Below are 26,943 nucleotides of genomic sequence, written 5' to 3'. Positions count from 1 at the left end.
TTCGTGGTTGGGGGGACGCCGGCATTTTGGTGGGTCGCTTAGAGGCAGATGCCCTGTGGCAGTAGCCAGGAAGGCCAGCAGGATCAGCAGCAGGACGAGCACGCCCTGCCACTGCGCCGCGCGCCGGGTACGCAGCGGCTTCACCGGCCGCTGCGCGGCGCGCGCCTGCCTGCGCTGCTGTGACCGGCTTGCCGGCACGGGAGCCTGCGCCGGCTGGAACGGCGCGGGATGGTGCTGCGGACTGACGGCAGGCGGCGGTGCGTGGTGGGGGCGGAGCGCCCGGCCCAGGACGCGGGTGGCCGTGTCGTCGTCGGACCCGGCCGGCCGGCCCCGCGGCTCCGGGGGGAAAATCCTCGTGGTGGGGCTGTCGGCTCCCCGGCCCGGCGGCAGCACTCCGGTCGGTCCGCCCGCCTGGCTGGGAGGAACCGCAGCCGCTCCGGACCCCAGTCCGCTGATCACCTCGGTGGGGTTGCCGGAGGCTCCGCCGATGACCTCCGTGGGGTTGGCGGAATGTGCTGTGCCGATCACCTCGGTGGGGTTGCCGGAGGCACCGCCGATGACCTCGGTGGGGTTGGCGGAATGTGCTGTGCCGATCACCTCGGTGGGGTTGCCGGAGGCGCCGCCGATCGCCTCGGTGGGGTTGGCCGAATGCGCTCCGCCGAGGACCTCGGTGAGGCTGCGGTGGACCCCGGGCACCTCGGTGGAGTGCCCCGGGCGTGGCGCTTCATCCATACCGGGCGCACCGGCGAACCCGGCACCCGGAGCGCCGTCCTGCCGGGCCGGAGGCGGGGGAGTGTAGTCAAGGTCGGCATCGGTCAGCGTGGTGCGGATGTGGCGGAGCTCGCCGAGCAGGGCCGTGCCGTCCACCGGCCGGTCCTCGGGATCGCGCGAGGTGCACCACTGCACCAGTTCATCGAGGTCCTCGGCCAGCCCCGGCAGGAACACCGAAGCCGCCGGCACCCGCTCGTACGCGTGCTGGAAGGCGATCTGGACCGGCGCGTCGCCGGTGAAGGGCTGGCGCCCCGTCAGGAGTTCGAAGAGCATGATGCCGGCGGAGTAGACGTCGCTGCGCGCGTCCGCCGGGGAGCCTCGAACGAGCTCTGGCGGCAGGTAGGCCGCGGTGCCGACGAGCGTTGCGGTGCCGGTGTTGGCTGTGACGGCGCGCGCCAGGCCGAAGTCGGCAATCTTGATCTGGCCGCTGCTGGCGAGGAGGACGTTTTCCGGTTTGACGTCGCGGTGCACGAGTCCTGCCTCGTGTGCTGCGGCGAGGCCTTCGATGACGGGGTCGATCAGGGCAAGCGCCTGCCGGGGGGTGAGCCGGCCGCGTTCGCGGAGCAGGTCGCGCAGGGTGCGTCCGGGGACGTACTCCATCACAAGGTAGGCGGTGCGGCGTTCGGTGGTTTCGTCGATGCCCTGGTCCAGGACGCCGACCACGTGGGGGTGGGAGAGCCGCGCGGCCGACTTGGCCTCCTGCTCGAACCGGTGCAGGAAGGTGCGGTCCTCGGCGAGGTGAGAGAAGAGGACCTTCAACGCGACCCTGCGGTCCAGCCTGCGGTCCAGGGCGAGGTAGACGGTGGACATTCCGCCGCGCGCGATGCGCGACTCTACGAGGTAGCGCCCGTCGATAAGCTCGCCGATCAGGGGGTCGTTCAGCCGTTGGTGCACTTACCGATCCTAAGTGCTGGCCGGGGTGGAGGGCAGGATCAACACCCGATGCCGCCCTCCACCGTTCCTACCGGAAGTTCTTCTGGTGGGCCTTGATCGCGGCGACGTAGTTCTTGGTGTCGCTGAACATGCCGTGGGTCTTCACCGAGTACTGGCCCTGGTAGTAGGACGCGATCGCGATGTCCTGGTTGGGGCTCGTGGCGAGCAGCGAGCGGATGATCGCCACGCCGGCCGTCACATTGTCCTGCGGGTTGAGGAGGTTGAGCTTGCGGCCCACAAGGTCGGAAGCCCACTGGCCCGACATCGGGATGACCTGCATCGTGCCGATGGCATTCGCGGGGGAGACCGCGCGCTGGTTGAAGCCCGATTCCTGGTAGGCGAAGGCCATCGCGAGGCTGGGATCGACGCCCATCGACCGGGCGGTGTTCGCCACCATCGTGCGCATCTCGGCCGGGCTGGGGGCCGGCAGGGAGTTGAGGATCTGCTTGTTGCGGTTTGCGTCCGCGACGACGGCCTGCGGGTAGGTCACCCCGAGGAAGGTCGATGGCACAAGGTCCTTCGGCGGCGGGGTGGTGGGGGTGGCGCCGGTGGGGATCGTCAGCTTCTTGCCGGGGTAGATCATGGTGGACGCCTGCAGGTTGTTCGCCTGGAGGAGCGCAGCGAGGCTGACGCCGTGGCGTGAGGCGATGGCACCCAGGGTGTCACCGGCCTTGATCGTGTAGCTGCCCGCGGGAGCGGCCGGCGGGGCGGAGGGGGGAGCGGCCGGTGGAGCGGCCGGCCCGGCAGGTGCGGCGGGGTTCCCGCCGAGGACAAGCTTCTGCCCCGGGTGGATGACCGAGTTCATGGAGAGCCGGTTGGCGGAGAGCAGGCTCTGGAGGCTGACGCCGTGGCGTGAGGCGATGGCGCCGAGGGTGTCGCCGGGCTTGACGACGTAGCTGCCGGCCGGGGCAGCCGGCGCGGGCTTCACCGGTGCGGGGGCCGGGGCCGGGGCCGGGCGGCCCGCGGGTGCTCCGCCAACGATGATCTTCTGCCCGGGGCGGATGATCGAGTTCATCGAGAGGCCGTTGGCCTTGAGCACGCTGTCGAGGCTGACGCCGTGGCGTGAGGCGATGGCGCCGAGGGTGTCGCCGGGCTTGACGACGTAGCTGCCGCCGGTGGCCTGGGTGCGGACCGCGGCGGGCGCCGGGGCCGCCTCGGCCCTCAGGCGGATCTTCTGGCCCGGGTGGATGACGGTCGTGGGGCTCATCCGGTTGAGCTTGAGCAGGGCATCGAGCTCGACGCCGTGCCTGCGGGCGATTGCGCCCATGGTGTCGCCGGCCTTGATCGTGTAGCCCGCCGGCGTCGTCACAGCAGGGACCTTCAGCGCGGGAACGCGGGCGGCGACGTCGGCTGCGGGAATGATGGTGCGGGCGGGGGAGGCCTTCACGGCGGGGGCGTGGGTCCGGACGGACGTTGCGGGAGCGGGCTGGTGGGCTGCCGCGGACTCCGCCAGTGCCACCGAGGACAGGATGACGGCCGGGATGGCGGCCGTGGACACGGCCAGGGTCCGCCGTCGGGAAGAGGGAGTGCCGGCGGCGCGCGGGGCGGCTCCGCTCGGGGATGTTGACGGTGGCTGGGCAGTCATGGGCATTTCCTCATCTAGAGGCGGCTGGGCCGCACGGTCGTCGGGTGCCGGGATTGATCGATCTCCTGTCCCGGCAATCCATGGTGCAAGTGTGTTGGACAATGGGTCTTCTGTGACTCCAGTTACAGATGTGACTGTAGTGAATCTACACGATGCCGGGGCTATCACAACAGGCGGGAACTCCAAGTCAGGTGCCCATCCGGCGTGTCGGCGGTGTCCGGCGGCAGGTAGAGCGCGCGCGGCCGCTCATGGCACCCTTAGAAGGTGACTGAAATCGAAGAACTTGTGCCCCACTGGAGGAACCTCCCGGAGGTCGCCGAACTGCTCGGCGTCGCCATCACGAAGGTCCACGCCCTGCTCGACGAGCGCGCCCTCGTCGCCCTCCGCATCACCGACCGGAAGATTCGGAGTATCCCGGCGGACTTCGTCGTGGACGGCGCGGTCCTTGACAGCCTGAAGGGCACCATCATTGTCCTGTCCGACTCCGGATTCGAGGACGAGGAGATCATCCGCTGGCTCTACACGGAGGACGACTCGCTGCCGGGCCGCCCCATCGATGCCCTGCGCGAGGGCCGCAAGACCGAGATCCGGCGCCGGGCCCAGGCCGCCGCCTGGTAGCCGCCCGTCCGCAGCGCACCCTCCGGCCCGGCATGCGGGCCGGGGCGGGAGCCTAGAAGGTGCGCGTCACGGCCGCTTCGGCCAGCAGCCTCAGCGCCGCGGCCGGCACCTCGTCGGTCTCGAGTGCGCCAAGGGCGGCGAAGGCCTCGGCCGAACGGTCCTGGATGAGCTGTTCGGTGTCCTGCAGGGCTCCGCTGGCGGTGATGAGGTCCCGCAGCCGGGAGACGCCGTCGTCGTCCAGGGCCGGGTCGCCCAGCAGCGAATTGATGACGCCCTGGTCCCGCAGTCCGCTGCCGGCCAGCGCGCGCGCCACGAGGTAGGTCCGCTTGCCCTCCCGGAGGTCGTCCCCGGCGGGCTTGCCCGTCACCTCCGGATCGCCGAAGACCCCGAGGACGTCGTCGCGCAGTTGGAAGGCCTCACCGAGGGGCAGGGCGAACGCCGAGAACGCGGCGAGGGTGGCCGGCTCGGCCCCGGCCAGCGCGCCGCCGAGCATCACGGGGCGCTCGATCGAATACCGAGCCGACTTGTACCGGAGGATATTGAGGGCGCGCCCTGCCGCGGCCTCGGGGTGCAGGTCGGGCCCGACCGCCTCCTCGAGGAGGTCGAGGTACTGCCCGGCCATCACCTCGGTGCGCATCCGGTTGAAGATGGCCCGCGCGGACGATCCCCGGGAACCCTCGCATGCCCCGGTGAAGAGTTCCTCGCTGAAGGCGAGGCACAGGTCCCCGGCGAGGATCGCGGACGACGTCCCGAAGCGGTCGGCATCGAGGTGCCACTCCGCATCGAGGTGCTGCTGCCGGAACTGCCGGTGGATGCTGGGGGCGCCCCTGCGGGTTTCGGAGCGGTCGATGACGTCGTCGTGCATCAGGGCCGCGGCCTGGAAGAATTCCAGTGCCGCCCCGGCCCGGGCCACCGGCTGCAGGTCACCGGAGCCGCCCGCCGCGCGCCAGCCCCAGAAGCACAGAAGGGCACGGATCCGCTTGCCGCCGCCGGTCAGCTGGCGGACGGCGGACAGCAGCGACAGGCTTTCGGGGGCGATGCCGGCGAGGATCTCTTCCTGTTCCGCAAGGAAGAGGCCGGTTTCCGTGGACATGGCCGACAGGAAGGCGGCCTGGTCGCGGCGGACCGTGTCCGTCAGGCGGTTGTCCGGGTCGGCGGCTCGGGTGGCGGACTGCATGAATTCCCCATACGGCTAGGCAGGCGTGAACGGATTCAACTCTAAACCCCCGCGGGCCGCGGCCGTTCCGGAAGTGCCGGGGCCCTCCGCCGGTGTCGTAGCGCTCGGATACGATGAACCGGTGGTGAACGGGACGGAAGGCCAGCAGCCGGTCGGCGCGGAGTGCACCATCCTGCATATCGACATGGACGCCTTCTACGTGTCGGTGGAACTGATGAGCCGGCCCGAACTCCGGGGTGCGCCCGTGATCGTCGGCAGCCCGTCCGGGCGCTCGGTGGTCCTCTCGGCCTCCTACGAGGCCCGCCGCTTCGGGGTCCGCTCCGCCATGCCGATGGCCGTCGCGATGCGGCGCTGCCCGGCCGCCGTGATCCTCGAGCCCCACCACGGCCGCTACGCGGAGGTTTCGGCGGCGGTGATGGAGATTTTCCGTTCGGTCACCCCACTGGTGGAGCAGCTCAGCGTCGACGAGGCCTTCCTCGACGTCGCCGGGGCTCGGCGCAGGCTCGGCCACCCCCGGGCGATCGGGGAGCAGATCCGCGCCGAGATCAGCGGCAGCCTGGGCATCACGGCGAGCGTGGGGGCCGCCACCACGAAGTTCGTGGCGAAGATCGCCTCCACCCAGGCCAAGCCCGACGGGCTCCTGCTGGTGCCCGGCAGCGACACGATCGCCTTCCTCCATGCGCAGCCGGTCTCGGCGCTGTGGGGGGTGGGCGCCAAGACCCAGGAGACCCTGGCACGGCTGGGAATCCGGACCGTTGAGGACCTCGCCGCCACCCCGGTCTCCGCGCTCGCCAGGCTCCTTGGCAGTGCGGGCCGGCATGTCCACGAACTGGCCTGGGGCAGGGACCCCCGGAAGGTCGTCGTCTCCCGGGTGGAAAAGAGCATTGGAGCGGAGGAGACCTTCGCGCAGGACGTCACCGACACCGCCGTCCTCCACCGGGAGCTGCTGCGGCTCGCACACCGCACGGCCACCAGGCTCCGCGCCGCGGGGGCGTCGGCGCAGGGCGTATCCCTTAAGCTGCGCTACGCCGACTTCTCCACCCTGACCCGTTCGAAGAAGCTGGCCGAACCCGTCGACAGCGCCCATGCGATCTACGGCGCGGCGACGGCGCTCCTGGCGGCGCTGGGCGACCGGCCCATGGCCGTGCGGCTGATCGGGCTGCGGGCCGAACACCTCGGCGCCGGGGGAGCCGGTGCCCACCAGCTGACGATCGACAGGCGGGACGACAATTGGCGGACGGCGGAGGCTGCGCTGGACGCGGTGAACCAGAAATTCGGTGCCGCCGGGGTCCGGCCGGCCGGTCTGCTGGGGCCTCCGGCGCCCCGGGCGGCCCGGCGCGGTGATCCGCCCGGTAACGCTACATTGTGACTTTCAAGATACCGTGGTGAGAACTACTCTTGGTGTAGGTCAATCGATCTCCGGCACCTCCGCCGCACAGCCCCCGGGCACGCAGCGGATTCCGGAGCGGCGGGCCCAACCCGGGAACAATCCCGGGGCCGGACTCGTTGGTTGGATGAAGGAACGTTGGCACTTACATCAAGGAGGCCGTAATGGCACTCTCGGAACACGAGCAGAGGTTGCTCGATCAGCTTGAGCAGCAGCTTCACGCCGACGATCCGAAATTCGCCCATTCGATGGCGTCGAGTACAAGGCGCTCGATGTCGACCCGAAGGCTCGTCATCGGCTCGCTCGTCACCATCGCCGGGATCCTGATCCTCCTCGCAGGCATCGGTTCCCAGCTCATCGTGGTCGGCGTCGCAGGGTTCATCGTCATGGGCGCGGGAGTCTACTTTGCGACGACGAAGGCGAAGACCGTCGAGGTCGGGAACACCGCAGGGCTTCCCTCAAAACCCGCCTCCGCCGGCAAGTCCGGCTTCATGAGCAGCCTCGAAGACAAATGGGAGGAACGGAAGCGGGACCAACCCTGATCCCGCCGGCCGTCCGCTGAAGGCCCGGCTCCCGTGAGCGGCCCGGCGCCGGGCTCCCACCAAACTTCCCGAAAGACCCGCACCGGCGGGTCTTTCGGCATTTAACGGGCTTCCGCGCCGGGGGAATCCCCGCTCCGCGGAGGGCCGCGCCGCCCGTCCGCCCCGTCCTCCAGGGCTCCGCGCCGCTTTCACATGCGTCCCAAAACGGCTTCAGGCGCGCCCGAAATAAAAGTGGAGGGACCGGTGGTGTCGGTGGATTGACTGTGGAGCGTTGTGGAGTAAAGTGGGGAATATAAGAGCGAATCGGTAACGAACCGACCTTCGCCCGAGTCAGAACAGGCGGTGGGGGATGTTCCTCGGGACCCATACCCCCCGTCTCGATGAGAAGGGCAGGTTGATCCTGCCGGCGAAGTTCCGGGAGGAACTTTCGTCCGGTTTGGTGCTGACCAGGGGGCAGGAACGTTGCATTTACGTTTTTAGCCAGAGCGAATTCGAAAAGGTTCACGAGCAAATGAGGTCGGCTCCGATTTCCTCCCGTCAAGCACGGGATTACATTCGGGTTTTCCTCTCCGGGGCTTCCGATGAAGTCCCGGATAAGCAGGGTCGGATTACCATTCCGCCCGCGCTTCGCTCCTATGCCGGATTGGACCGTGAACTCGCAGTGATTGGGGCGGGAAGCCGCGCCGAAATCTGGGACGCGGAAGCCTGGAACAGCTACCTGGAGGAGAAGGAAACCGCCTTCTCCGAAACGGATGATGAGGGACTGCCGGGAATCTTCTAGGCGGCTCCGGCTCCGGCTGGAACCGCCCGAAGACTGACCATTCGGTCCGGCACAACTGCACAACACAGCGCGGCGCGAATTTCTTGGATGAGATCTCCAGCCGCCGGACGCTTCGATCCACCTGGCTTCACTTCCCCGGAGCCAGGCGGGCGGACGACCGGCCGGATGGGGATCTGATTCAAGGACACCTCCCGACGCGTGGACCATTCGTACCAATCGACCGCACCAACACCGCTTAGGTGGTGCGGGTGGACAGCCACACACTCAGGAAGGAGTCAGTGCATGAGCGATGAGCGCCCGACCGGCGATAGGCACATCCCGGTTCTGCGCGAACGCTCCGTTGCACTCCTGGCTCCCGCCGTCCACGCCGCTGCCGACGCCGGCCGACGGCCCGTCATCGTCGATGCGACCCTCGGCATGGGCGGACACTCCGAAACAATGCTCGAGGCCTTCCCCTCGGCGCACCTCGTGGGCATCGACCGCGACCCGCAGGCGCTGCGCCTCGCCGGGGCCCGCCTCAGCCGGTTCGACGAGCGGCTCGACCTCGTCCATGCCGTCTACGACGAAATCGGTGAGGCCCTTGCCGACCTCGGCATCGACGGCGTCGACGCCGTCCTCTTCGACCTTGGGGTCTCCTCGCTGCAGCTCGATGAGCGCGAGCGGGGATTCGCCTACTCCTACGACGCACCGCTCGACATGCGGATGGACACCAGCAGGGGCGCCACCGCGGCCACGGTCGTCAACACCTACCCGCGCGAGGACCTGCTGCGCATCATCCGCACCTGGGGCGAGGAGAAGTTCGCCGGCCGGATCTCGTCGGCCATCGTCGAGGCCCGCGCCGCCGCCCCGATCACCACGACCGGCCGGCTCGTCGAAGTCATCCGCTCCGTGGTGCCCGCCTCGGCCGCCCGCACCGGCGGTCATCCCGCGAAGCGCACCTTCCAGGCCCTGCGGATCGAGGTCAACGAGGAACTTACAGTCCTCGAACGGGCCGTCCCCGCAGCCATCGACGCGCTGAACGTCGGCGGCCGGATCGTGGCGCTGTCCTACCACTCCCTCGAGGACCGCATCGTGAAGAGCGCGTTCGCCGCAGGCAGCAAATCTTCGGCTCCGGTCGGGTTCCCCGTGGAGCTTGAGGAGCACAAGCCATATCTCCGACTCCTCACCCGGGGCACCGAGGCCCCGACCGAGCAGGAGATACAGGAAAACCCCAGGGCGGCGTCGGCGAAGCTCAGGGCTGTCGAAAAAATCACACGAGGTCCGAAGGACAGGAAAACACCATGAGCCAGGCATTGAGTGCGGACACCCGGCCACCAGCGACCTCCGGCAGCAGCGCCTTTGCCACCCATCCCATCCGCCGCGGGCAACCCTCGACCGGTTCGCCCCAACGCCCGCGGACTCCGCTCTCGGTGGTTCCGGCGCGCCCCTCGCGCCGCAGGGTGCCCTTCGCCGTCTTCAGCTGCGCCCTGCTGGTGGCCGCGCTGGTGGCCGTGCTGATCCTTAACATCTCCGTTTCGAGCACCCAGTACGAGCTCGTCCAGCTCCGCGGCCAGCAGGTGGCGCTGAGCCAGGAGAACGAGGCCCTGGTCCAGCGGCTCGAGGACCGCGGCGCGCCCCAGAACCTGGCGGCGGCGGCCACGAAGCTCGGCATGGTGTCCTCCCCGACGTTCGGCTCAATCGACCTCGAGACAGTGAAGGTCACCGGGAACCCGGAGCCCGCCAAGGAAGGTAGCGCCCCCGAAGCCCTGATCGCCGCCCCCGAGGTGGTCACGGCGCAGGACGCCCCCGCTCCGGCGCCGGCACCCGAGGCCGCCGCAGAACCCCAGCCGGCGGAGCCGGATCCCGTACCCGCGGAGGCCGCCCCCGGCGAGGCCGCCGACGTTCCCGTGCCGCAGGTACCGGTGGAGCTGCCCGAGCAGGCCCGCGGTGCCGCGCCGGGACAGGGTGGCGCCCCCGGGGCCGCCGCCGGTGCCCACGCCGGCGGAACCATCCCCGGCCCGGCCCAGCTCCCCGGCTCCCGCTAGAGCCCCCGCTGGAGGCACCGGCCCTGCCGGGGCCCCGCACGCCTCCGCCCCTGCACTCCCCGCGACCACCAAGGACACCACGTGGCACACCCCAAAGCCGGCAGCCAGGACGCCCTCCGCGTAGCCCTCGGATCCAGGCGCCTGCGCGTCGGGCTTGCCTTCGTCCTGGTCCTGCTGCTGGTGCTCGGGGTCCGCTTGTTCCAGCTGCAGGCGCTCGACCTGGACGGGCTGGCCCAGGCCGGACTGTCCAAGCGGCTCACGACAACGGCCGTGCAGCCGGTCCGCGGGTCGATCCTCGACACGAACGGGAAGTACTTCGCACGCAGCGTCGAGCGTTTCGACATCGTCGTCGACCAGCGGCTCAGCGGCGGCGAGACCTTCGACCGGTACAACGAGGAACTCGGCGAGCGGGAGCTCGACCTGCCCATGCAGCAGGGCTTCGACGAACTCTCCGCGGTCCTCGGCATCGACGCCGAAACCCTGCGCAGCTCCATCCAGGGCGACAAGAGCTTCAACTACGTGGCCCGCACCGTCACACCGGAGGTCAAGAACCGTGCCCTCGCCGTCGGCCTCCCGGGGGTCTACGCGGACAAGACCAGTGTGCGCACCTACCCGGCCGGTTCGGTGGCCGGCTCCATCGTCGGCTACGTCGGCCCGGACGGCGAGCCCCGCGAGGGACTTGAGCTCTCGCTGACGGACAAGCTCACGGGCAAGGCCGGCAGCAAGACCTACGAGATCGGCGGGGACGGGATCCGCATCCCCTACGCCACCAACGAGGACGTGCCGGCCAAGGACGGCCAGTCCGTCCGGCTGACGATCGACCAGGACCTCCAGTGGTTCGCCCAGCAGACCATCGCCTCGCAGGTGAAGGACTACAACGCGGACTGGGGCAACATCGTGGTCGTCGAGGCGAAGACCGGGGCCATTCGGGCGCTTGCCGAATCCACCACGCCGGACCCCAACAATCCCGGGGCGACACCGCCGGAGTTCCGCAGCCCGCTGTCGGTGACCGCCGCCTTCGAACCCGGCTCCACCACCAAGCTGATCACCCTTGCCGCCGGCCTGGAGGAGGGGATCATCGAACCCACCACCCGGTTCGAGATCCCGCCGCTCTACACCGTGGGGAACCAGACCTTCAAGGATGCCTACGCCCACGGCGAGGAGCGCCGCACGGTGGCCGGCATCTTCGCCAAGTCGCTCAACACCGGCACCGTCAAGATCGGCGAGCAGCTCACCAAGCAGCAGCGCTACGACTGGCTGAAGAAGTTCGGCATCGGCGAGGAACTGAACACGGGGCTCAACGGCGAGACCCGGGGCCTGCTGCCCAAGCCCGAGACCTGGGACGACCGCCAGCAGTACACCGTCCTCTTCGGGCAGGGGCTGGCCCAGACCGCCCTGCACACCGCCATGGTGTTCCAGACGGTCGCCAACGACGGCGTCCGGCTCCCGCCGCGGCTGATCGATGCGTACATCGACCCGGACGGCACCGAGCACGAGGTGCCCCAGGGGGAGGGGACCGAGGTCGTCTCGGAACCGACCGCCAAGAAGCTGCAGAAGCTGCTCGAAACCGTCACCGTCGAAGGCTCCGGCAAGTCCGGCGCCCTCGAACAGTACCGGGTCGGCTCGAAGACCGGCACCGCCGAGGCCCCCGGGCCCAACGGCGGATACGATGGCTACACTCTGTCCTATGCCGGGATCGCCCCGATCGAGGACCCTGAATACGTTGTGGTGGTGACGCTGCAGCGGCCGCAGGGCGACCTCTACTACCTGGTGCCGGGCGAATCCTTCCAGAAGGTGATGAAGCAGGTCCTCAACGCATCGAACGTTCCACCCTCGGCGGGCAAGCCCGAGGCTTACCCCGTCGAGTACTGATCCGAAAGTAAAAGCTCCGTGTCAATTCGCACCCCCTCAAGCGCCGCGGGCCTTGGGATGAGGCCCCGGCATGTCCAGCCGGTGTCCCTCGCAGCACTCCTGGGCCGGCTCGACGCCGCCCTGCCCCCCGTGACCGTTGAAGGGGCGCCGGTGCGGGACTCGGCGCTGGCCGCCCTGCAGGTGACCGGGGTGGCCGTTGACTCCCGCGCCGTCGCTCCCGGGGACCTCTACATCGCCGTGCCCGGCGCCCAGCGCCACGGGGCCGCGTACGCCGCCCAGGCCGCCGCCGGCGGTGCCGCCGCCGTCCTGACGGACGCCGCGGGCGCGGCCCTGATCGGTGCCGGCCCGGATCCGCTCGGGCTCCCCGTCCTGGTCGCGGAGCGGCCGCGGCTGCTGGTCGGCCCGCTGGCGGCCGCCGCCTTCGCCAGCCAGTCCGGCCCCGCCCCCCGGCCGGCGCTCTTCGGCGTGACCGGAACCAACGGCAAGACGACCACCACCTACTTCATCAACGCCCTCCTGCGGGCGCTCGGACGCACCACGGGGCTGATCGGCACCATCGAGATCCTCGCCGGCGCCGAGGCGATCCCGAGCACGCTCACCACCCCCGAATCGCCGCAGGTCCATTCCCTCCTGGCCCTCATGCGCGAACGCGGGCTCGGCGCCGCCGCAATGGAGGTCTCCTCCCACGCGCTCGAATTCGGCCGGGTGGACGGGGTCGTGTTCGACGTCGCCGGCTTCACCAACCTCACCCAGGACCACCTCGACCTCCACGGGGACATGGAGGCCTACTTCGCCGTCAAGGCCTCCCTGTTCGGCGCCCGCTCGCGCGCCGCCGTGGTCACCGTCGACGACGAATGGGGCGCCCGCATGGCCGGGGCCGCCACCGGGACCGTCCTGACCCTGCGCACCGATCCCCGGCCGCCGGCCGGCGCGCCGCCGGCGGACTGGACCGTCGGGGACATCGAACCGGCCGGCCTGGGCCACCGGTTCACCCTGCGCGGCCCGGGCGGGACGGCCCTGGCCCTGTCCACGGGACTTCCGGGGACGTTCAACGTCTCGAACGCCGCCCTTGCCGCCGTCATGGTGCTCGCCTCCGGGGTGGACCCGGCGGACCTGCAGCGGGCCGCCGCCGACCACGACCCGTTCACCGTGCAGGTGCCCGGCAGGATGCAGCTCATCAGCGACGCCCCGACCGCGATCGTCGATTTCGCGCACAACCCCGATGCGCTCGTGCGCACCCTCGAGTCGGTGCGCCGCCCCGACCCGGCTTCGCGCGTTCTCATCGTCTTCGGGGCGACCGGGCAGCGCGATGAGACCAAACGCCCCATCATGGGCGCCGTTGCCGCCCGCCTCGCCGACGTGGTCATCGTGACCGACGACGACCCGCACGACGAGGACGAGGCGCAGATCCGGCGCGGCGTGCTCGAGGGTGCGCTCGGGGCGGTGCGCGCCGAAGGCCTCGCCTGCGAGGTCCTCGAGGTCTTCCCGCGGGCGGAGGCCATCGAGGCGGCCGTGGCGATGGCCCGCGCCCAGGACACCGTGCTGGTCGCGGGCCGCGGGCATGAGGTCTGGCAGGAGATCAAGGGTGTGAACCACCCCCTCGACGACCGGGTGGAGCTCGCGGCCTCTTTGACAAGGCACGGATTCTCTGTGCGCACGCCTGTGGCGATAGAGTCCTAGACCGTCATGATTGAATTCAGCGCAGCCGACATCGCGGCACTCACCGGTGGCCACCTCTCGCAGGGCGCCAGCCGCAACCCCACCCTCACCGTCACCTCCGCAGCCACCGACTCGCGCGAGTGCACCCCGGGCGGCCTGTTCATCGCCAAACCCGGCGAGGTGACCGACGGCCACGACTTCGCGCCGCAGGCGTTCGCTGCCGGCGCCGTGCTCGCCCTCGCCGAGCGCCCTCTCAGCGGGGCGGGCGGAGCCGACCTGCCCGCCGTGATCGTGCCCGACGCCGTGCTCGCCATGGGCGTCCTCGCCGCGGAGTCCGTGCGCCGCCTGCGGGCCTCGGCGCCGCTGACCGTCATCGGAATCACCGGCTCGGCCGGCAAGACGACGACCAAGGACCTCCTGGCCGGGCTGCTCGCCGGCGAGGGTCCCACCGTCGCCCCCACCGGGTCCTACAACGGCGAGGTGGGCGTCCCGCTCACGGTCTTCCGGGCCGACTACGGAACCCGCTACCTCATCATCGAAATGGGCGCCACGAAGCCCGGCAACATCACCTACCTCGCGGACATGGTGAAGCCGGACATCGGCGTCGTGCTCGGCGTCGGCTCCGCCCACGTGGGGGAGTTCGGCGGGGTGGAGGCCATCGCCCGGACGAAGGGCGAACTGTTCGCCGCCCTCGGTCCTCAGGGCACCGCCGTCCTCAACGCCGACGACGAACGCGTGCTGCCCATGCGCGACCGCACCGCCGCCCGGCGGGTCTACTTCACCTCCTCCGGCGACTTCGCGGCCGCCGACGGCGACATCCTCACCGCGTCCGGCAGCACCACGACGCCCGAGGGCCACCCCGCCTTCGACCTCGTGCTCCCGGACGGCACGAGCCACCCCGTGGTGTCCCCGCTGCTTGGCCTGCACCACACGGCCAACCTGCTCGCGGCCGCCTCCGTCGGCTGGGTGCTCGGCGTGCCCGGGGAGCGCATCGCCAAGGCGCTGCGCACCCAGGCCGCGGCGAGCCGCTGGCGGATGGAACTCACCGAACGGCCCGACGGGGTCACCGTCATCAACGACGCCTACAACGCCAACCCTGAATCGATGCGCGCGGCCCTGCGCACGCTCGCGGAACTGGGCGCCGGCCGGCGCCGCACCTGGGCCGTGCTGGGCGAAATGCTCGAACTGGGGGAGTCCTCCATCGAGGAGCACGACCTGCTCGGGCGGGTCGTCGTGCGGCTGAACATCTCCAAGCTCGTCGTCGTCGGCGGCGACAACGTCCGGGCCCTGTACAACGGCGCACTGCTCGAAGGCTCCTGGGGCGACGAAATCCAGCAGGTGCCCGACGCGGAGGCCGCCGAGCGGCTGCTGCGCGCGGAACTGCGCCCCGGCGACATCGTGCTGTTCAAGTCCTCCAACGGGGCGGGCCTGAGGTTCCTGGGGGATCGGATAGCATTGCTCCCTGATGCTGCGGGCTCGCCGGACCCGGCGCCCCCGCAGCCCGCAGACGAGATCGAGCCGCCGGCCACCAGCCCGGACGGCATTCCCCCACGAAGGAGCCAGCAGCCGTGATCGCCCTCCTGATCGGTTCGGCGTCGGCGCTCTTCTTCGCACTTGTCGGCACCCCGCTGTTCATCAAGCTCCTGGTCCGCAAGAGCTACGGCCAGTTCATCCGCGACGACGGCCCGACGGCGCACCACACCAAGCGCGGCACCCCCACCATGGGCGGTGCGGTGATCGTCGGATCGGTGCTGCTCGCCTACTTCCTCACCCACGCGGTGATGGCGCTGCTCGGCGGCTCGACCGGGCCGAGTGCCTCGGGGCTGCTGCTGCTGCTGGTGACCGCAGGGATGGGCGCCGTCGGCTTCTTCGACGACTACATCAAGATCTCCAAGCAGCGCAGCCTCGGGCTCAGCGCCGGGGCGAAGATCGCCGGCCAGAGTTTCGTGGGCATCCTGTTCGCGGTGCTCGCACTGCACTTCCCCGACGAGCAGGGCCGGACGCCGGCCTCGACGGCCATCTCCTTCCTGCGCGACACCTCGATCGACCTCGCCTTCGCCGGCACCCTCGTGGGCGCCATCCTATTCGTCCTGTGGTCGAACCTGATCATGACGGCGGCGACCAACGGGGTGAACCTCGCCGACGGGCTCGACGGGCTGGCGGCGGGCGCCTCCATCCTGGTCTTCGCCGCCTACATGCTGATGGGCATCTGGCAGTCCAACCAGAGCTGCGGGTCGCTGCAGGTTCCGGTGAACGTCTGCTACGAGGTACGCGACCCGCTGGACCTCGCGCTCATCGCCGGGTCCATGGCCGGGGCGCTCGTGGGCTTCCTGTGGTGGAACACCTCGCCGGCGAAGATCTTCATGGGCGACACCGGGTCGCTGGCCATCGGCGGCGCGATCGCCGGATTCGCGATCCTCTCGCGCACCCAGCTCCTGCTGGTCGTGATGGCCGGGCTGTTCGTGATGATCACCCTCTCGGTGATCATCCAGGTCGGCTACTTCAAGGCGACCGGCGGAAAACGCGTCTTCAAGATGGCGCCGCTGCAGCACCACTTCGAGCTCAAGGGCTGGCAGGAGGTCACCGTGGTGGTGCGCTTCTGGATCCTGGGCGGGCTTTTCGTCGCCGTGGCACTCGGTATTTTCTATGCGGATTGGGTAGTGGGTTGACGGACATGGAGAAACCGGAATCGGCCGGACGGCTGGCGGGCCTGACCACCTGGGACGCCGACTGGCGCGGCCTGCGCGTCGTCGTCGCCGGCATCGGGGCCTCGGGCTTCTCCGCCGCCGACACCCTGGTGGAGCTCGGCGCGGCCGTCGTCGTCGTCGACGGCTCCGATTCGGAGGCCAACCGGGCCAAGGCTGACACGCTGCGGATCGTCGGCGCCCGCGAGGTGCTGCTCGGCGCCGGGCACACCGCGGAGGTCCCGGCGGTCGACGGGCAGGCGCCGGAGCTGATCATCGCCTCGCCCGGCTGGAGCCCGTCCCAGCCCCTCCTGGCGGCCGCCGCCGCAGCGGGGATCCCCATCTGGGGCGATGTGGAACTGGCCTGGCGGGTGCGCATCCGCGAGGGCCGGCCCACCGCCGAATGGCTCACCATCACCGGCACGAACGGCAAGACGACAACCGTCGGGCTGACCGAGTCGATGCTGCTGGCCGCCGGCAAGCGCGCCGTGGCCGCCGGGAACGTCGGCACGCCCATCCTCGACGTGATCCGCGACCCGCAGGGCTTCGACTTCCTCGCCGTGGAACTCTCGAGCTTCCAGCTCCACTGGAGCGAGTCGGTTTCGGCGCTGGCCAGCGTCTGCCTCAACATCGCCGAGGACCACGTCGACTGGCACGGCAGCTACGAGGCCTACGCCGCGGCGAAGGCCAAGATCTACGACGGCACCCGGATCGCCTGCATCTACAACGTCGAACAGCACGAGACCGAGGTGATGGTCGAGGAGGCCGACGTGGTCGAGGGCTGCCGGGCCGTCGGATTCACCACGGGCACGCCCGCGGTGAGCATGATGGGCGTCGTGGAGGACCTCCTCGTCGACCGGGCCTTCATCGAACAGCGCAGGGACTCCGCCGCCGAGCTGGCGTCGGTCCGCGAACTCGGGGACGTCGTGCCGCGCCACCTCGTGGCCAACGCCCTGGCCGCCGCCGCGCTCGTGCGCGCGGCCGGCATACCCGCGGCCGCCGTCCGGGAGGGGATCCGCACCTACTCACCGGGTGCCCACCGCATCGAGGCCATCGCCTCCGCCGGTGGAGTGCTCTGGATCAACGACTCCAAGGCCACCAACCCGCACGCCGCCTCGGCCTCCCTTTCGGCGTTCACCTCGGTGGTCTGGATCGCCGGAGGCCTTTCCAAGGGCGTCGCCTACGACGACCTCGTCCGCACCCACGCCGCCCGGCTGAAGGCCGTGGTGCTCATCGGCGCCGAAAGCACGGCCCTGCGGGAGGCCCTGCACCGACACGCTCCCGATGTGCCCGTCATCAGCTGGCACACCAGTCACACTGGTAACGAAAACCCCGAGGGTGGGGGAGAGCCGGGCGGTGCGCAGGTGATGGAATGGGCGGCTGCCGAGGCGGCCCGCCTCGCGGGGGAGGGCGACACGGTGCTGCTTGCGCCGGCCGCCGCCTCCATGGACCAGTTCTCCTCGTACGCCCACCGGGGTGATGCCTTTGCCACGGCGGTTCGAGCGCTGGTGGAGGGGCAGGCACCAACCGCGAAGGAGCTCTAGATGGTTACCACCCCCACCCGGCCCGGCGGGCGGAAGCCCGCGCCGGCCCGCTCCTCTGCGGCACGGACAGCGCGCACCGCAGGGACGACGCCGCAGCGCGGCGGCAGCGCCGGCACGCCGCAGCCGCCGGCGCGCGGCGGGCTCCGGGCGGCCGCGGTGACCGGCTGGCGCTACCTCGAGGGAACCGGCCGCAGCCCCAGCGGCTCCAGCTACTACCTGATCCTCGGCGCAGCCCTCGCCCTGACGGCCATCGGCCTGCTCATGGTGCTCTCGGCGTCCTCCGTCGAGGCGATCTCCGAGGGCAAGGAGGAGTTCGACCTCTTCCTGAAGCAGGCCGTCTGGGCCGGCGGCGGCCTGGTGCTGATGTTCCTCCTCTCCCGGTTCGGGCCCCGGCTCTACAAGGCGCTGGCCTGGCCCGGGCTCGGCGTGGCCGTCGTGCTGCTGATCCTCGTGCTCGTCATCGGCGTGAGCATCAACGGCAACAAGAACTGGATTCTGATCGGCAACCAGTCATTCCAGCCCTCCGAACCCGCGAAACTGGCGCTGGCCCTGTGGTTCGCCACGGTCCTTGAACGCAAGAAGGGCCTGATCCGCGACTGGAAGCACGCCCTGGTGCCGGCGCTGCCGCTGGGCGGGCTTCCCATCCTCCTGGTGCTGCTCGGGGGCGACCTGGGCACCGGCATGATCCTGGTGATGATCCTTGCGGCGGCCCTCTTCTTCGCCGGGGCACCGCTGAAGATGTTCCTCCTCGCCGGCGCCGGTGGAGCCGTCGTGGCCACCCTGATGGTGCTCACCAGCGCCAACCGCGGCGGGCGGATCAGCGCCTGGCTGCGGCTGAACTGCGACGACGGCGCCGACCTGTGCCTGCAGTCCGACAACGGGCTCTTCGCCATGGCCTCCGGGGGCTGGTTCGGCGTGGGCATCGGCCAGAGCCGGCAGAAGTGGAACTGGATCCCCGAGGCGCACAACGACTTCATCTTCGCCATCATCGGCGAGGAGTTCGGCCTCGTCGGCGCCATCGTCGTGGTCGCCCTGTTCGGCATCCTCGCCGTTGCCACCATCCAGGTCGCCATGCGCTACAGCGACCCCTTCGTGCGGATCCTGATGGGGTCCATCCTGGTCTGGCTGATCGGCCAGGCCTTCGTCAACGTCGGCATGGTGACCGGCCTGCTCCCGGTGATCGGGGTACCCCTGCCCTTCATCTCCTACGGCGGTTCGGCGCTGACCTTCACCCTCGCCGCGGTGGGCGTCCTGCTGTCCTTCGCCCGCCGGATGCCCGCGACCTTCATACAGACCGAAAGCGAAACCCGAGCTCCATGAACCCGCACCCACCGATCTCCGTCGTCCTCGCCGGCGGCGGCACCGCCGGCCACATCAGCCCCCTGCTGGCCATCGCCGACGCGATCGCCGACCTCGCCCCCGGGGCGCGCATTACGGCCGTCGGCACCGAGGCCGGGATGGAGACCCGGCTCGTGCCGGCCGCCGGCTACGACCTCGAGACCATCGACCGGGTGCCGCTGCCGCGCCGTCCCTCCACCGACCTCGTGAAGCTGCCCTTCCGCCTGGCCGCCGCCGTCCGGCAGGCGCTGCGCATCCTCGACGCGGCCCGCCCCTCCGTGGTGGTGGGGGTTGGCGGCTACGTCGCCGCACCGCTCTACCTCGCGGCGTTCCTCCGGCGGGTGCCGCTGGTCATCCACGAAGCCAACGCCCGCCCCGGCGTCGCGAACCGGCTCGGAGCCCGCATCGCCGGGACCGTCGCCGTAGCCTTCCGGGACACCCGGCTGCCGCGCGCCCAGTGGGTGGGCATGCCGATGCGCCGCGCCATCGCCGGGCTCGACCGGGCGGCCCGGCGCGAATCCGCCCGGCGCGCCCTCGGGCTCGACCCGGCACGCCCGACCCTCATCGTCACCGGCGGCTCCTCCGGTGCCCTCAGCATCAACCGCGCCGCCGCCGCCGCGGCCCCGGAGCTGTGCGCCGAGGGGATCCAGGTGCTGCACATCACCGGCCGGGGCAAGACCATCGCCGCGGCGGACGGCTCCCCGCTCACGCTTCCCGGCTACCACCAGCTCGAGTACGTCGATGACATGGAGTCCGTGTACGCCGCGGCCGACCTCCTCGTGGCCCGCGCCGGCGCCGCCACCGTCTGCGAGATCAGCGCCGTCGGGCTGCCCTCGATCCTGGTGCCCCTTGCCCACGGCAACGGCGAGCAGCGCCTCAACGCCGCCGCCCTCGTCGCCGCGAAGGGCGCGGTGCTCATCTCCGACTCCGACCTCACCCCGGCGCGGCTGCGCAGCGAGGCCCTGGCCCTGCTGAACGACCCGGCGGCACTCGAACGGATGGGCCGGGCCGCGGCGGAGCAGGGCATCCGCGACGCCGACAGGATCATGGCCCGGCTCGTGCTCGACGCGGCGGGAGTCCCCGCGTGAGCGGCGGCACGGCAGGGTCCGGCACGGGCGGGCAGCCGGAGGTTCAGGAGGCCGGGCGGGTCCACTTCATCGGCCTCGGCGGCGCCGGCATGTCCGCCGTCGCCCGCGTCCTGCTCGGCCAGGGCATCCCCGTGTCCGGCTCGGACGCCGCGGATTCCAAGGCGCTGAAGTCCCTGGCCGCGCTCGGCGCCGACGTCCACGTCGGCCACCGGGCCGGGAACATCACCGGCGCCGGCCAGGTTGTCGTCTCCTCCGCGATCCGGCCGGACAACCCGGAACTGCTGGAGGCGCGCCGCCTCGGCATCCCCATCCAGCACCGTTCCGAGGCCCTCGCAGCGGCCATGGCCGGCCAGAGGGTCATCGCCGTCGCCGGAACCCACGGAAAGACGACGACGACGGCGATGATCACCGTCCTGCTGCAGGCGGCCGGACGGGACCCCTCCTTCGCCATCGGCGGGGACGTGGCGGCCCTGGGCGTCAACGCGCGCTGGGCCGGCGGGGGAGTGTTCGTTGCCGAAGCCGACGAATCGGACGGCTCGTTCCTGAACTACAGCCCGCAGATCGCGGTGGTCACCAACGTCGAGGCTGACCACCTCGACCACTACGGCACGGCGGACGCCGTCACGGCGGTCTTCGAGCAGTTCACCGGGCTCCTGCCCGAGGACGGGGTGCTCATCGCCTGCGCCGACGACCCCGGAGCGGCCGCGCTGGCCGCGAAGGCCTCGGCCACCCGGCGGGTGCGCACCTACGGGTACTCACCGACGGCCGACATCCAGCTGGGCGCCACCCGGACCCTCGGCAGCACCTCCAACAGCGTGCTGTCCTTCGCCGTCGACGGCCTCGACGCGCAGCAGGAACTGCAGCTGAGCGTGCCGGGCAGGCACAACATCCTCAATGCCGCGGCCGCCTTCGCCGTCGGACTCGAACTGGGGGTGGACCCGGCGGTTGCCGCCGAGGGCCTCGCCTCCTTCTCCGGAGCGGCCCGCCGCTTCGAGGCCCGCGGCGGAGGCGCCGGGGTGCGCGTCTTCGACGACTACGCCCACCACCCGACCGAAGTCGAGGCCGCCCTGGCTGCGGCGCGCACGGTCGCCGCCGGGCACGCGGTCCACGTCCTGTTCCAGCCCCACCTGTTCTCCCGGACCCGCGAGTTCGCCGAAGGGTTCGCCGCGGCGCTCGACGCGGCGGACTCGGCGACCCTGCTGCCGATCTACCCCGCGCGTGAGGACCCGATCCCGGGCGTCACCAGCGACCTGATCGCCGCGCGGCTCACCCGGCCCGGGGGGTACGTGCAGGACCCCCAGGCCGCGGTCGCCGCCGTGGCCGCCCGCGCCGCCGCCGGCGACATCATCCTGACCGTCGGTGCCGGGGACGTCACCCACCTTGCCGCTTCGCTGGTGGAGGCCCTCCGGGCCCGCGGGGGGACCGGGACGGTGGACGATGCCAGCTAGGAAACCGCCCCGGCCGGCCGGCGGAACCGGAACCGGTGCCGCCGGCGGGGTCCGGGCCAACTCGGGCAAGGTCTCCGTGCTGCCCCGGCAGGACGAGGTGCCCGCCGGAGCCACGGTCCTGGAATTCCCGGAGCCGCCGGCCCGGCGCCGGCGGCGGGTGCTCCTGTGGATCCTCCTCGCGCTGGTCCTGGCCGTGGGCGGCCTGCTCGCCTACCTGATCTTTTCCCCGGCCCTGGCGCTGAAGCAGCTGCGGGTCGAAGGCAACACCCTGGTCTCCACCGAGGAGGTCACGGCCGCGCTCGACCCGCTGATGGGCACCTCGCTCACCCGGCTCCCGGATGAGAAGGTGGAGGGGCTGCTGCGGGACAAGGCGCCCATCGAGGCGGTGCGGGTGGCGGCCGAGCCGCCGTCGACGCTCGTTGTCACCATCCGGGAACGGGTTCCGGTGGCCATCGTGCAGCAGGACAGGCAGTTCATCCTGATCGACTCCGAGGGCCGGCAGCTGAAGACGGTGGCCGACCGGGCCGCGGTGAAGCTTCCGCTGATCGACGGCGGCACCGAGGCGGTGAATTCCGAGGTCTTCGCCTCGATCACCGCGGTGCTGGCCGACCTGCCCCCGGACATCCTCTCGCGGCTCAACCACGCCTCCGCCCGAAGCGTGGACTCGGTTTCGCTTTCGCTGACCGGAAACCAGAAAATCTTCTGGGGGAACGCGGAGCGCAACACGGCGAAGTCGAAGGTCCTGCAGGCACTGCTGAAGGTACCGGCATCGGATCCGCCGGTGAAGGAATACGACGTCAGCACACCCGACCGTCCGGTCACCCGGTGAGCGGGATCTCAAAGAAACAAGGCGACACGCGGCACCGGTCATTGCGGAAGGCTTCCGGTGCCCATAGCGTCTCAAGTAGAAGTTACTTGACATAACATTAACTCTCAACCTGAGGGTTAACGTTATGCCGGGTGAAGGTTGAAGCCGGTTCCGGCCGGGTGTAACCCCAGACAACAGCGCACAGATTCGAACAAGGGACACAGGACGTGGCAGCACCGCAGAATTACTTGGCCGTCATCAAGGTCGTCGGCATCGGCGGGGGCGGCGTAAACGCCATCAACCGGATGATCGAGGTGGGACTCCGCGGGGTGGAGTTCATCGCCATCAACACCGACGCGCAGGCACTGCTGATGAGCGACGCCGACGTGAAGCTCGACGTCGGACGCGAACTCACGCGCGGGCTCGGCGCCGGCGCGGATCCGGAGGTTGGGCGCAGGGCCGCCGAGGACCACTCCGAGGAGATCGAAGAGGTGCTGCGCGGAGCCGACATGGTCTTCGTCACCGCCGGTGAGGGCGGCGGCACGGGCACCGGCGGCGCGCCCGTCGTGGCGCGCATCGCCCGCTCCCTGGGCGCCCTGACCATCGGCGTGGTCACCCGGCCGTTCACCTTCGAGGGCCGGCGCCGGTCCAACCAGGCCGAGTCGGGCATCGACACGCTGCGCGACGAGGTCGACACCCTCATCGTCATCCCGAACGACCGCCTGCTCTCGATCAGCGACCGCAACGTGTCGATGCTCGACGCGTTCCGTTCGGCGGACCAGGTGCTGCTCTCCGGTGTGCAGGGCATCACCGACCTGATCACCACCCCCGGCCTGATCAACCTCGACTTCGCCGACGTGAAGTCGGTGATGCAGGGCGCCGGGTCGGCGCTGATGGGCATCGGTTCGGCGCGCGGAGAGGATCGGGCCGTCAAGGCCGCGGAACTCGCCATCGCCTCGCCGCTGCTTGAGGCGTCGATCGACGGCGCGCACGGCGTCCTGCTGTCCATCCAGGGCGGTTCCGACCTCGGGCTCTTCGAGATCAACGAGGCGGCGAGGCTGGTCCAGGAAGTCGCCCACCCGGAGGCCAACATCATCTTCGGCGCGGTGATCGACGACGCCCTCGGCGACGAGGCGCGTGTCACCGTCATCGCCGCAGGCTTCGACCAGGTCGATGCGACCTCGCAGCCGGCCGTTCCCGCGGTGAAGCCCGCCGCGGCTCCGACGGTCGGCGGGGACTCCGCCCGCGCCGCCGCTCCGGCCTCCGCCGGCCTCGGCGCGTGGTCCCAGCAGCGCTTCGCCCAGTCCAACGCGGTCCCGGCGGATTCCGGGTTCGACGTCGACCTGCCCGCCGTGGTGGAGCCCGACCTCTCCTCGGGCCGCTCGGACGACCTCGACGTTCCCGACTTCCTCAAGTAACCGGGACCTCCTGCGGATGTTCTTCTGGAGGGGCGGCGTGCGGCCCGGGCTGCACGTCGCCTTCACCGATTCCTCCGCCGGCAACCTGGCCCTGAACCTCGGGGCCCCGGAGACGGCGGCCGGCAACCGGGCGCGCCTCGAGGCATCGATGGGGGTGGCGGCCGGTTCCCTGCGGTTCATGACCCAGGTGCACTCCGGCACCGTGGCCGAGGTTCCGGCCGGGAACCGGGCGGACGCGGCGGCCGACGCCCGGGGCTGGAACCCGCCGGAGGCCGACGCGCTGGTCAGCCCCGACGGCAGCCAGGCGCTGGCCGTGCTCGTCGCCGACTGCGTGCCCATCGTCCTGGCCGACTCCTCAGGCCCGGCAACCGCGGTCGTCCATGCCGGACGCAACGGCGTCCTGAAGGGCATCGTGCCCAATGCGGTGGCGGCCCTTCGGGCCTCCGGCGCCGGGGATCTCACCGCGTGGATCGGTCCGTCGGTGTGCGGGCGCTGCTACGAGGTGCCGGCCGGGCTGAGGGACGAGGTGGCCGCCGCGGTGCCGGCCGCCTATGCGGTGACCCGGCAGGGCACCCCTGCCCTCGACCTGCCGGCGGCCGTCCGGCACCAGCTGGCCGAGGCGGGAGTCGCGCTGGCGGCGGTGCCGTCCGGATCGACCCCGTGCACCCTTGAGAACACCGCGCTGTTCTCCCACCGCCGGGAACCCGGCGCGGGCCGGATCGCCGGCCTGGTCTGGCGCGCGTGAACGGCGGCAGCGGGCCGGCGGAGGACGGGCGCCGGCAGGAACTGGCCGGGCGGCTTGGGGCGGTGCGGGAACGCATCGCGGGCGCCTGCGCCGCCGCGGGCCGGACCGACGCGCCGGAGCTGATCGTCGTCACCAAGTTCTTCCCCGCCGCCGACGTGCGGCTGCTCGTCGAACTCGGGGTGCGGGACGTCGGGGAGAACCGTGACCAGGAGGCCTCCGCGAAGGCCGCCGAGACCGCCGACCTCGGCCTGCGCTGGCACTTCATCGGCCAGCTGCAAAGCAACAAGGCCCGCTCGGTCCTCCGCTACGCCACGGCGGTCCACTCCGTCGACCGGCCCTCGGTGGCGGACGCCCTGGCCAGGGCCGCGGCCGCCGACGCGGAGCGGCGCTCCGAGGCGCAGCTTCCGCCCCGGCAGGCGCTGCGGTGCTTCATCCAGGTGAGCCTGGATCCCGATGCCCGCACCGGTGGGCGTGGAGGGGCAGCACCGTCGGAGGTGCCCGACATCGCCGACCGCCTCGCCGTTGCGCCGGGGCTGCACCTTGCGGGCGTCATGGCGGTGGCCCCGCTCGGGGCCGACCCGCTGGCCGCCTTCCACCGCCTGGCGCGCATTGCCTCGGACCTGCGGGCCGGGCACCCGGGCGCGTCGGCCATCTCGGCCGGCATGAGCGGAGACCTGGAAGCCGCCATCCAGGCGGGCGCGACACACCTGCGGATTGGCTCAGATGTACTCGGTCCGCGCCCGCCGTTGCGGTAGCGTCTGCACCGGGACGGCAGTGAGACCCGCAGGGCGGAGTTTCGGCACCGGGACGAACCGAAGTATCCACTCTCTCAATGACAGGAGTTACCATGGCTGGCGCACTGCGCAAGACAATGATTTACCTTGGGCTCGCCGATGGTGACGAGCACTACGAGCCCGAGCCGAAGAGCGCCCACAGCAGGAACGAGGATTACGAAGTGGATTATGACCGTGACGAACGCCGTTCCGAGCCCGCACCCGCCCCGCGGAGCGTCCCCAGCGAGGAGTACCGGGCCCCGGTGACACCGATCAAGCGCGTCCAGTCCACCCGCGACGATTCGGCCCTGCGGCAGATCACCACGGTGCACCCGCGGTCCTACAACGACGCGAAGCTGATCGGGGAGAGCTTCCGCGACGGCATCCCGGTCATCATGAACGTCACCGACATGGGCGAATCCGATGCCAAACGCCTCGTCGACTTCTCCGCGGGCCTGGTCTTCGGGCTGCACGGAAGTATCGAAAGGGTCACCAATAAGGTGTTCCTGCTGTCGCCGTCGTATATTGAAGTTCTTGGTGAGGACCAGAAGGCCAGCGAAGCTCAGACCAGCTTCTTCAACCAGAGCTGAAGCCGGCCGGCTGTCCGCGCCTGACGCCCGCTAAGGCCCTAAGGACTGGAACCGCTCCGTGAGTTTGGTATTTGCCCTGATTTATCTCGTTCTGATGTTGTTCCAGCTTGCGCTGATCATCAGGATTATTTATGACGCCGTCCAGATTTTCGCCCGAAGCTGGCGTCCCCAGAAAATCGCGCTGGTCGTTGCCTCCGGTATTTATGCGGTGACCGATCCGCCGATCCGCGCCCTGCGGCGGGTCATTCCGCCGCTGCGAATTGGGGGAGTTTCCCTTGATCTCGCTTTCCTTGTGCTGTTTTTCGCCGTGGTGATCCTGATGGGTGTGTCCCGCGGATTCGCCACGCCATAGCCCCGGTTTAGTTTTCGAGTCCCAATAGATATAAGCTGAATCACATTCTGATGTGAATCCAGTTCTTCACGTCCACAATTCGGTACCGCAGGCAGGTCTGCCCCTGGGCAGGCGTGTCTTTAACACTACGAGGTGACCAGATGGCCCTGACGCCAGAAGATGTTGTCAATAAAAGGTTTCAGCCGACGAAGTTCCGCGAGGGCTACGACCAGGACGAGGTCGATGACTTCCTCGACGAGATCGTCGTCGAGCTGCGGCGCCTGAACCAGGAGAACGAGGAGCTGCGCCGCCGGCTCTCGGACGCCCCCGCCGGCACGCCTTCCACCGGAACGGTCCCCGCCCCGGTCGCCGCGAGCACCAAGACCGAAGAGGTCCGCGAGGAAGAGAAGAAGCCCGAGCCCGTCAAGCCCGAGCCCCGGGTCGAGGCCGCCTCGCCCGCCGCGGTCCCCGCGGCAGCCAGCGCCGAGTCCGCCGCCGGCGTCCTGGCCATGGCCCAGAAGCTCCACGACGAATACGTCAACGCGGGCGTTGAGCAGCGCGACAAGATCATCGCCGAGGCCCAGATCGAAGCCAGCAGCCTCGTCAACGACGCCCAGGACAAGAGCCGCAAGGTCCTCGGCGCCCTCGAGCAGCAGAAGAGCGTCCTGGAGCGCAAGGTCGAACAGCTGCGCAGCTTCGAGCGTGACTACCGTTCACGCCTGAAGGCCTACATCGAGGGTCAGCTGCGCGACCTCGACTCCCGCGGCTCGGTCGCCTCGGAGACGGCCGACGCCTAGGCCGGCAGGCCGCGCCGCGCCCGCGGTGCC

Annotated in this window: 24 protein-coding genes; 21 read left to right on the top strand and 3 right to left on the bottom strand. The window is 70.5% G+C overall.

Going from position 1 to position 26,943, the window contains the following annotated elements; translation table 11 throughout:
• A partial coding sequence (locus tag ACX80W_RS11880) for a protein kinase domain-containing protein (protein ID WP_459283502.1) occupies nt 1-1,665 on the bottom strand: 1,665 nt, incomplete at its 3' end.
• Between the two features lie 67 nt (nt 1,666-1,732).
• On the bottom strand, nt 1,733-3,289 hold the full coding sequence (locus ACX80W_RS11875) for a LysM peptidoglycan-binding domain-containing protein (protein WP_459283500.1): 1,557 nt from the start codon (nt 3,287-3,289) through the stop codon (nt 1,733-1,735).
• Between the two features lie 264 nt (nt 3,290-3,553).
• Between ACX80W_RS11875 and ACX80W_RS11870 the strand changes: the two genes are divergently transcribed.
• Nucleotides 3,554-3,907: an Rv2175c family DNA-binding protein gene (locus ACX80W_RS11870; RefSeq protein WP_459283498.1), complete on the top strand. Its 354-nt coding sequence runs from the start codon at nt 3,554-3,556 to the stop codon at nt 3,905-3,907.
• Nucleotides 3,908-3,959: 52 nt separating this feature from the next.
• Here ACX80W_RS11870 and ACX80W_RS11865 read toward each other — a convergent pair whose 3' ends face one another.
• Nucleotides 3,960-5,084 (bottom strand): polyprenyl synthetase family protein, encoded by a 1,125-nt coding sequence (locus ACX80W_RS11865; protein WP_459283496.1) that lies wholly within the window; start codon nt 5,082-5,084, stop codon nt 3,960-3,962.
• 184 nt (nt 5,085-5,268) lie between these two features.
• Between ACX80W_RS11865 and dinB the strand changes: the two genes are divergently transcribed.
• The 20 genes from dinB to ACX80W_RS11765 all read left to right on the top strand — a co-directional run bounded on the left by dinB (nt 5,269) and on the right by ACX80W_RS11765 (nt 26,913).
• Nucleotides 5,269-6,453: a DNA polymerase IV gene (gene dinB / locus ACX80W_RS11860; protein ID WP_459283511.1), complete on the top strand. Its 1,185-nt coding sequence runs from the start codon at nt 5,269-5,271 to the stop codon at nt 6,451-6,453.
• Nucleotides 6,454-6,635: 182 nt separating this feature from the next.
• Complete coding sequence (locus ACX80W_RS11855) at nt 6,636-7,013, top strand: SCO2097 family morphological protein (protein ID WP_459283494.1); 378 nt, start codon at nt 6,636-6,638, stop codon at nt 7,011-7,013.
• A 349-nt stretch (nt 7,014-7,362) separates the two neighbouring features.
• On the top strand, nt 7,363-7,794 hold the full coding sequence (gene mraZ / locus ACX80W_RS11850; RefSeq protein ID WP_133404868.1) for a division/cell wall cluster transcriptional repressor MraZ: 432 nt from the start codon (nt 7,363-7,365) through the stop codon (nt 7,792-7,794).
• A gap of 282 nt (nt 7,795-8,076) precedes the next feature.
• Entirely contained in the window at nt 8,077-9,078 is a 1,002-nt protein-coding gene (rsmH, locus tag ACX80W_RS11845) for a 16S rRNA (cytosine(1402)-N(4))-methyltransferase RsmH (protein WP_459283492.1), read from the top strand.
• The gene (gene ftsL / locus ACX80W_RS11840) at nt 9,075-9,818 is read left to right on the top strand and encodes a cell division protein FtsL (RefSeq protein WP_459283490.1); all 744 of its coding nucleotides are present in this window, start codon (nt 9,075-9,077) and stop codon (nt 9,816-9,818) included. Before rsmH ends, ftsL begins: the two co-directional genes overlap by 4 nt.
• Before the next feature lie 81 nt (nt 9,819-9,899).
• Nucleotides 9,900-11,690 (top strand): peptidoglycan D,D-transpeptidase FtsI family protein, encoded by a 1,791-nt coding sequence (locus ACX80W_RS11835; protein ID WP_459283488.1) that lies wholly within the window; start codon nt 9,900-9,902, stop codon nt 11,688-11,690.
• A gap of 57 nt (nt 11,691-11,747) precedes the next feature.
• Nucleotides 11,748-13,370, top strand: a complete 1,623-nt coding sequence (locus ACX80W_RS11830) for a UDP-N-acetylmuramoyl-L-alanyl-D-glutamate--2,6-diaminopimelate ligase (protein WP_459283510.1) — start codon at nt 11,748-11,750, stop codon at nt 13,368-13,370.
• Between the two features lie 6 nt (nt 13,371-13,376).
• Nucleotides 13,377-14,921, top strand: a complete 1,545-nt coding sequence (locus tag ACX80W_RS11825; RefSeq protein ID WP_459283486.1) for a UDP-N-acetylmuramoyl-tripeptide--D-alanyl-D-alanine ligase — start codon at nt 13,377-13,379, stop codon at nt 14,919-14,921.
• Entirely contained in the window at nt 14,918-16,018 is a 1,101-nt protein-coding gene (mraY, locus tag ACX80W_RS11820) for a phospho-N-acetylmuramoyl-pentapeptide-transferase (RefSeq protein ID WP_459283484.1), read from the top strand. Before ACX80W_RS11825 ends, mraY begins: the two co-directional genes overlap by 4 nt.
• Nucleotides 16,019-16,023: 5 nt before the next feature.
• Nucleotides 16,024-17,577: a UDP-N-acetylmuramoyl-L-alanine--D-glutamate ligase gene (gene murD / locus ACX80W_RS11815; protein WP_459283482.1), complete on the top strand. Its 1,554-nt coding sequence runs from the start codon at nt 16,024-16,026 to the stop codon at nt 17,575-17,577.
• Entirely contained in the window at nt 17,578-18,897 is a 1,320-nt protein-coding gene (ftsW, locus tag ACX80W_RS11810; protein WP_459283480.1) for a putative lipid II flippase FtsW, read from the top strand. It begins immediately after the preceding gene.
• On the top strand, nt 18,894-20,003 hold the full coding sequence (murG, locus tag ACX80W_RS11805; protein WP_459283478.1) for an undecaprenyldiphospho-muramoylpentapeptide beta-N-acetylglucosaminyltransferase: 1,110 nt from the start codon (nt 18,894-18,896) through the stop codon (nt 20,001-20,003). Before ftsW ends, murG begins: the two co-directional genes overlap by 4 nt.
• Nucleotides 20,004-20,092: 89 nt before the next feature.
• Nucleotides 20,093-21,451: a UDP-N-acetylmuramate--L-alanine ligase gene (gene murC, locus ACX80W_RS11800; protein ID WP_459283508.1), complete on the top strand. Its 1,359-nt coding sequence runs from the start codon at nt 20,093-20,095 to the stop codon at nt 21,449-21,451.
• The gene (locus ACX80W_RS11795) at nt 21,441-22,280 is read left to right on the top strand and encodes a cell division protein FtsQ/DivIB (RefSeq protein ID WP_459283476.1); all 840 of its coding nucleotides are present in this window, start codon (nt 21,441-21,443) and stop codon (nt 22,278-22,280) included. The genes murC and ACX80W_RS11795 overlap by 11 nt, the downstream gene beginning before the upstream one ends.
• Before the next feature lie 206 nt (nt 22,281-22,486).
• Nucleotides 22,487-23,677 carry a cell division protein FtsZ gene (gene ftsZ, locus ACX80W_RS11790; protein WP_459283474.1) on the top strand — a complete coding sequence of 397 codons (1,191 nt, stop codon included), beginning with the start codon at nt 22,487-22,489 and terminating at the stop codon, nt 23,675-23,677.
• 16 nt (nt 23,678-23,693) lie between these two features.
• Nucleotides 23,694-24,422: a purine nucleoside phosphorylase YfiH/LACC1 family protein gene (locus ACX80W_RS11785; protein WP_459283472.1), complete on the top strand. Its 729-nt coding sequence runs from the start codon at nt 23,694-23,696 to the stop codon at nt 24,420-24,422.
• A complete protein-coding gene (locus ACX80W_RS11780; RefSeq protein WP_459283470.1) occupies nt 24,419-25,177 on the top strand; it encodes a YggS family pyridoxal phosphate-dependent enzyme in 759 nt (252 codons plus the stop codon). The genes ACX80W_RS11785 and ACX80W_RS11780 overlap by 4 nt, the downstream gene beginning before the upstream one ends.
• Before the next feature lie 92 nt (nt 25,178-25,269).
• Entirely contained in the window at nt 25,270-25,785 is a 516-nt protein-coding gene (locus ACX80W_RS11775; protein ID WP_459283469.1) for a cell division protein SepF, read from the top strand.
• A gap of 58 nt (nt 25,786-25,843) precedes the next feature.
• On the top strand, nt 25,844-26,137 hold the full coding sequence (locus ACX80W_RS11770; RefSeq protein WP_459283467.1) for a YggT family protein: 294 nt from the start codon (nt 25,844-25,846) through the stop codon (nt 26,135-26,137).
• Between the two features lie 140 nt (nt 26,138-26,277).
• The gene (locus ACX80W_RS11765; protein ID WP_459283465.1) at nt 26,278-26,913 is read left to right on the top strand and encodes a DivIVA domain-containing protein; all 636 of its coding nucleotides are present in this window, start codon (nt 26,278-26,280) and stop codon (nt 26,911-26,913) included.
• Nucleotides 26,914-26,943: the final 30 nt, after the last annotated feature.

The sequence above is a fragment of the Arthrobacter melezitosi genome (genome assembly GCF_054511055.1).
Note: the sequence above shows the minus strand (reverse complement) of the source record. Positions and strands in the feature narration are given on the sequence as shown.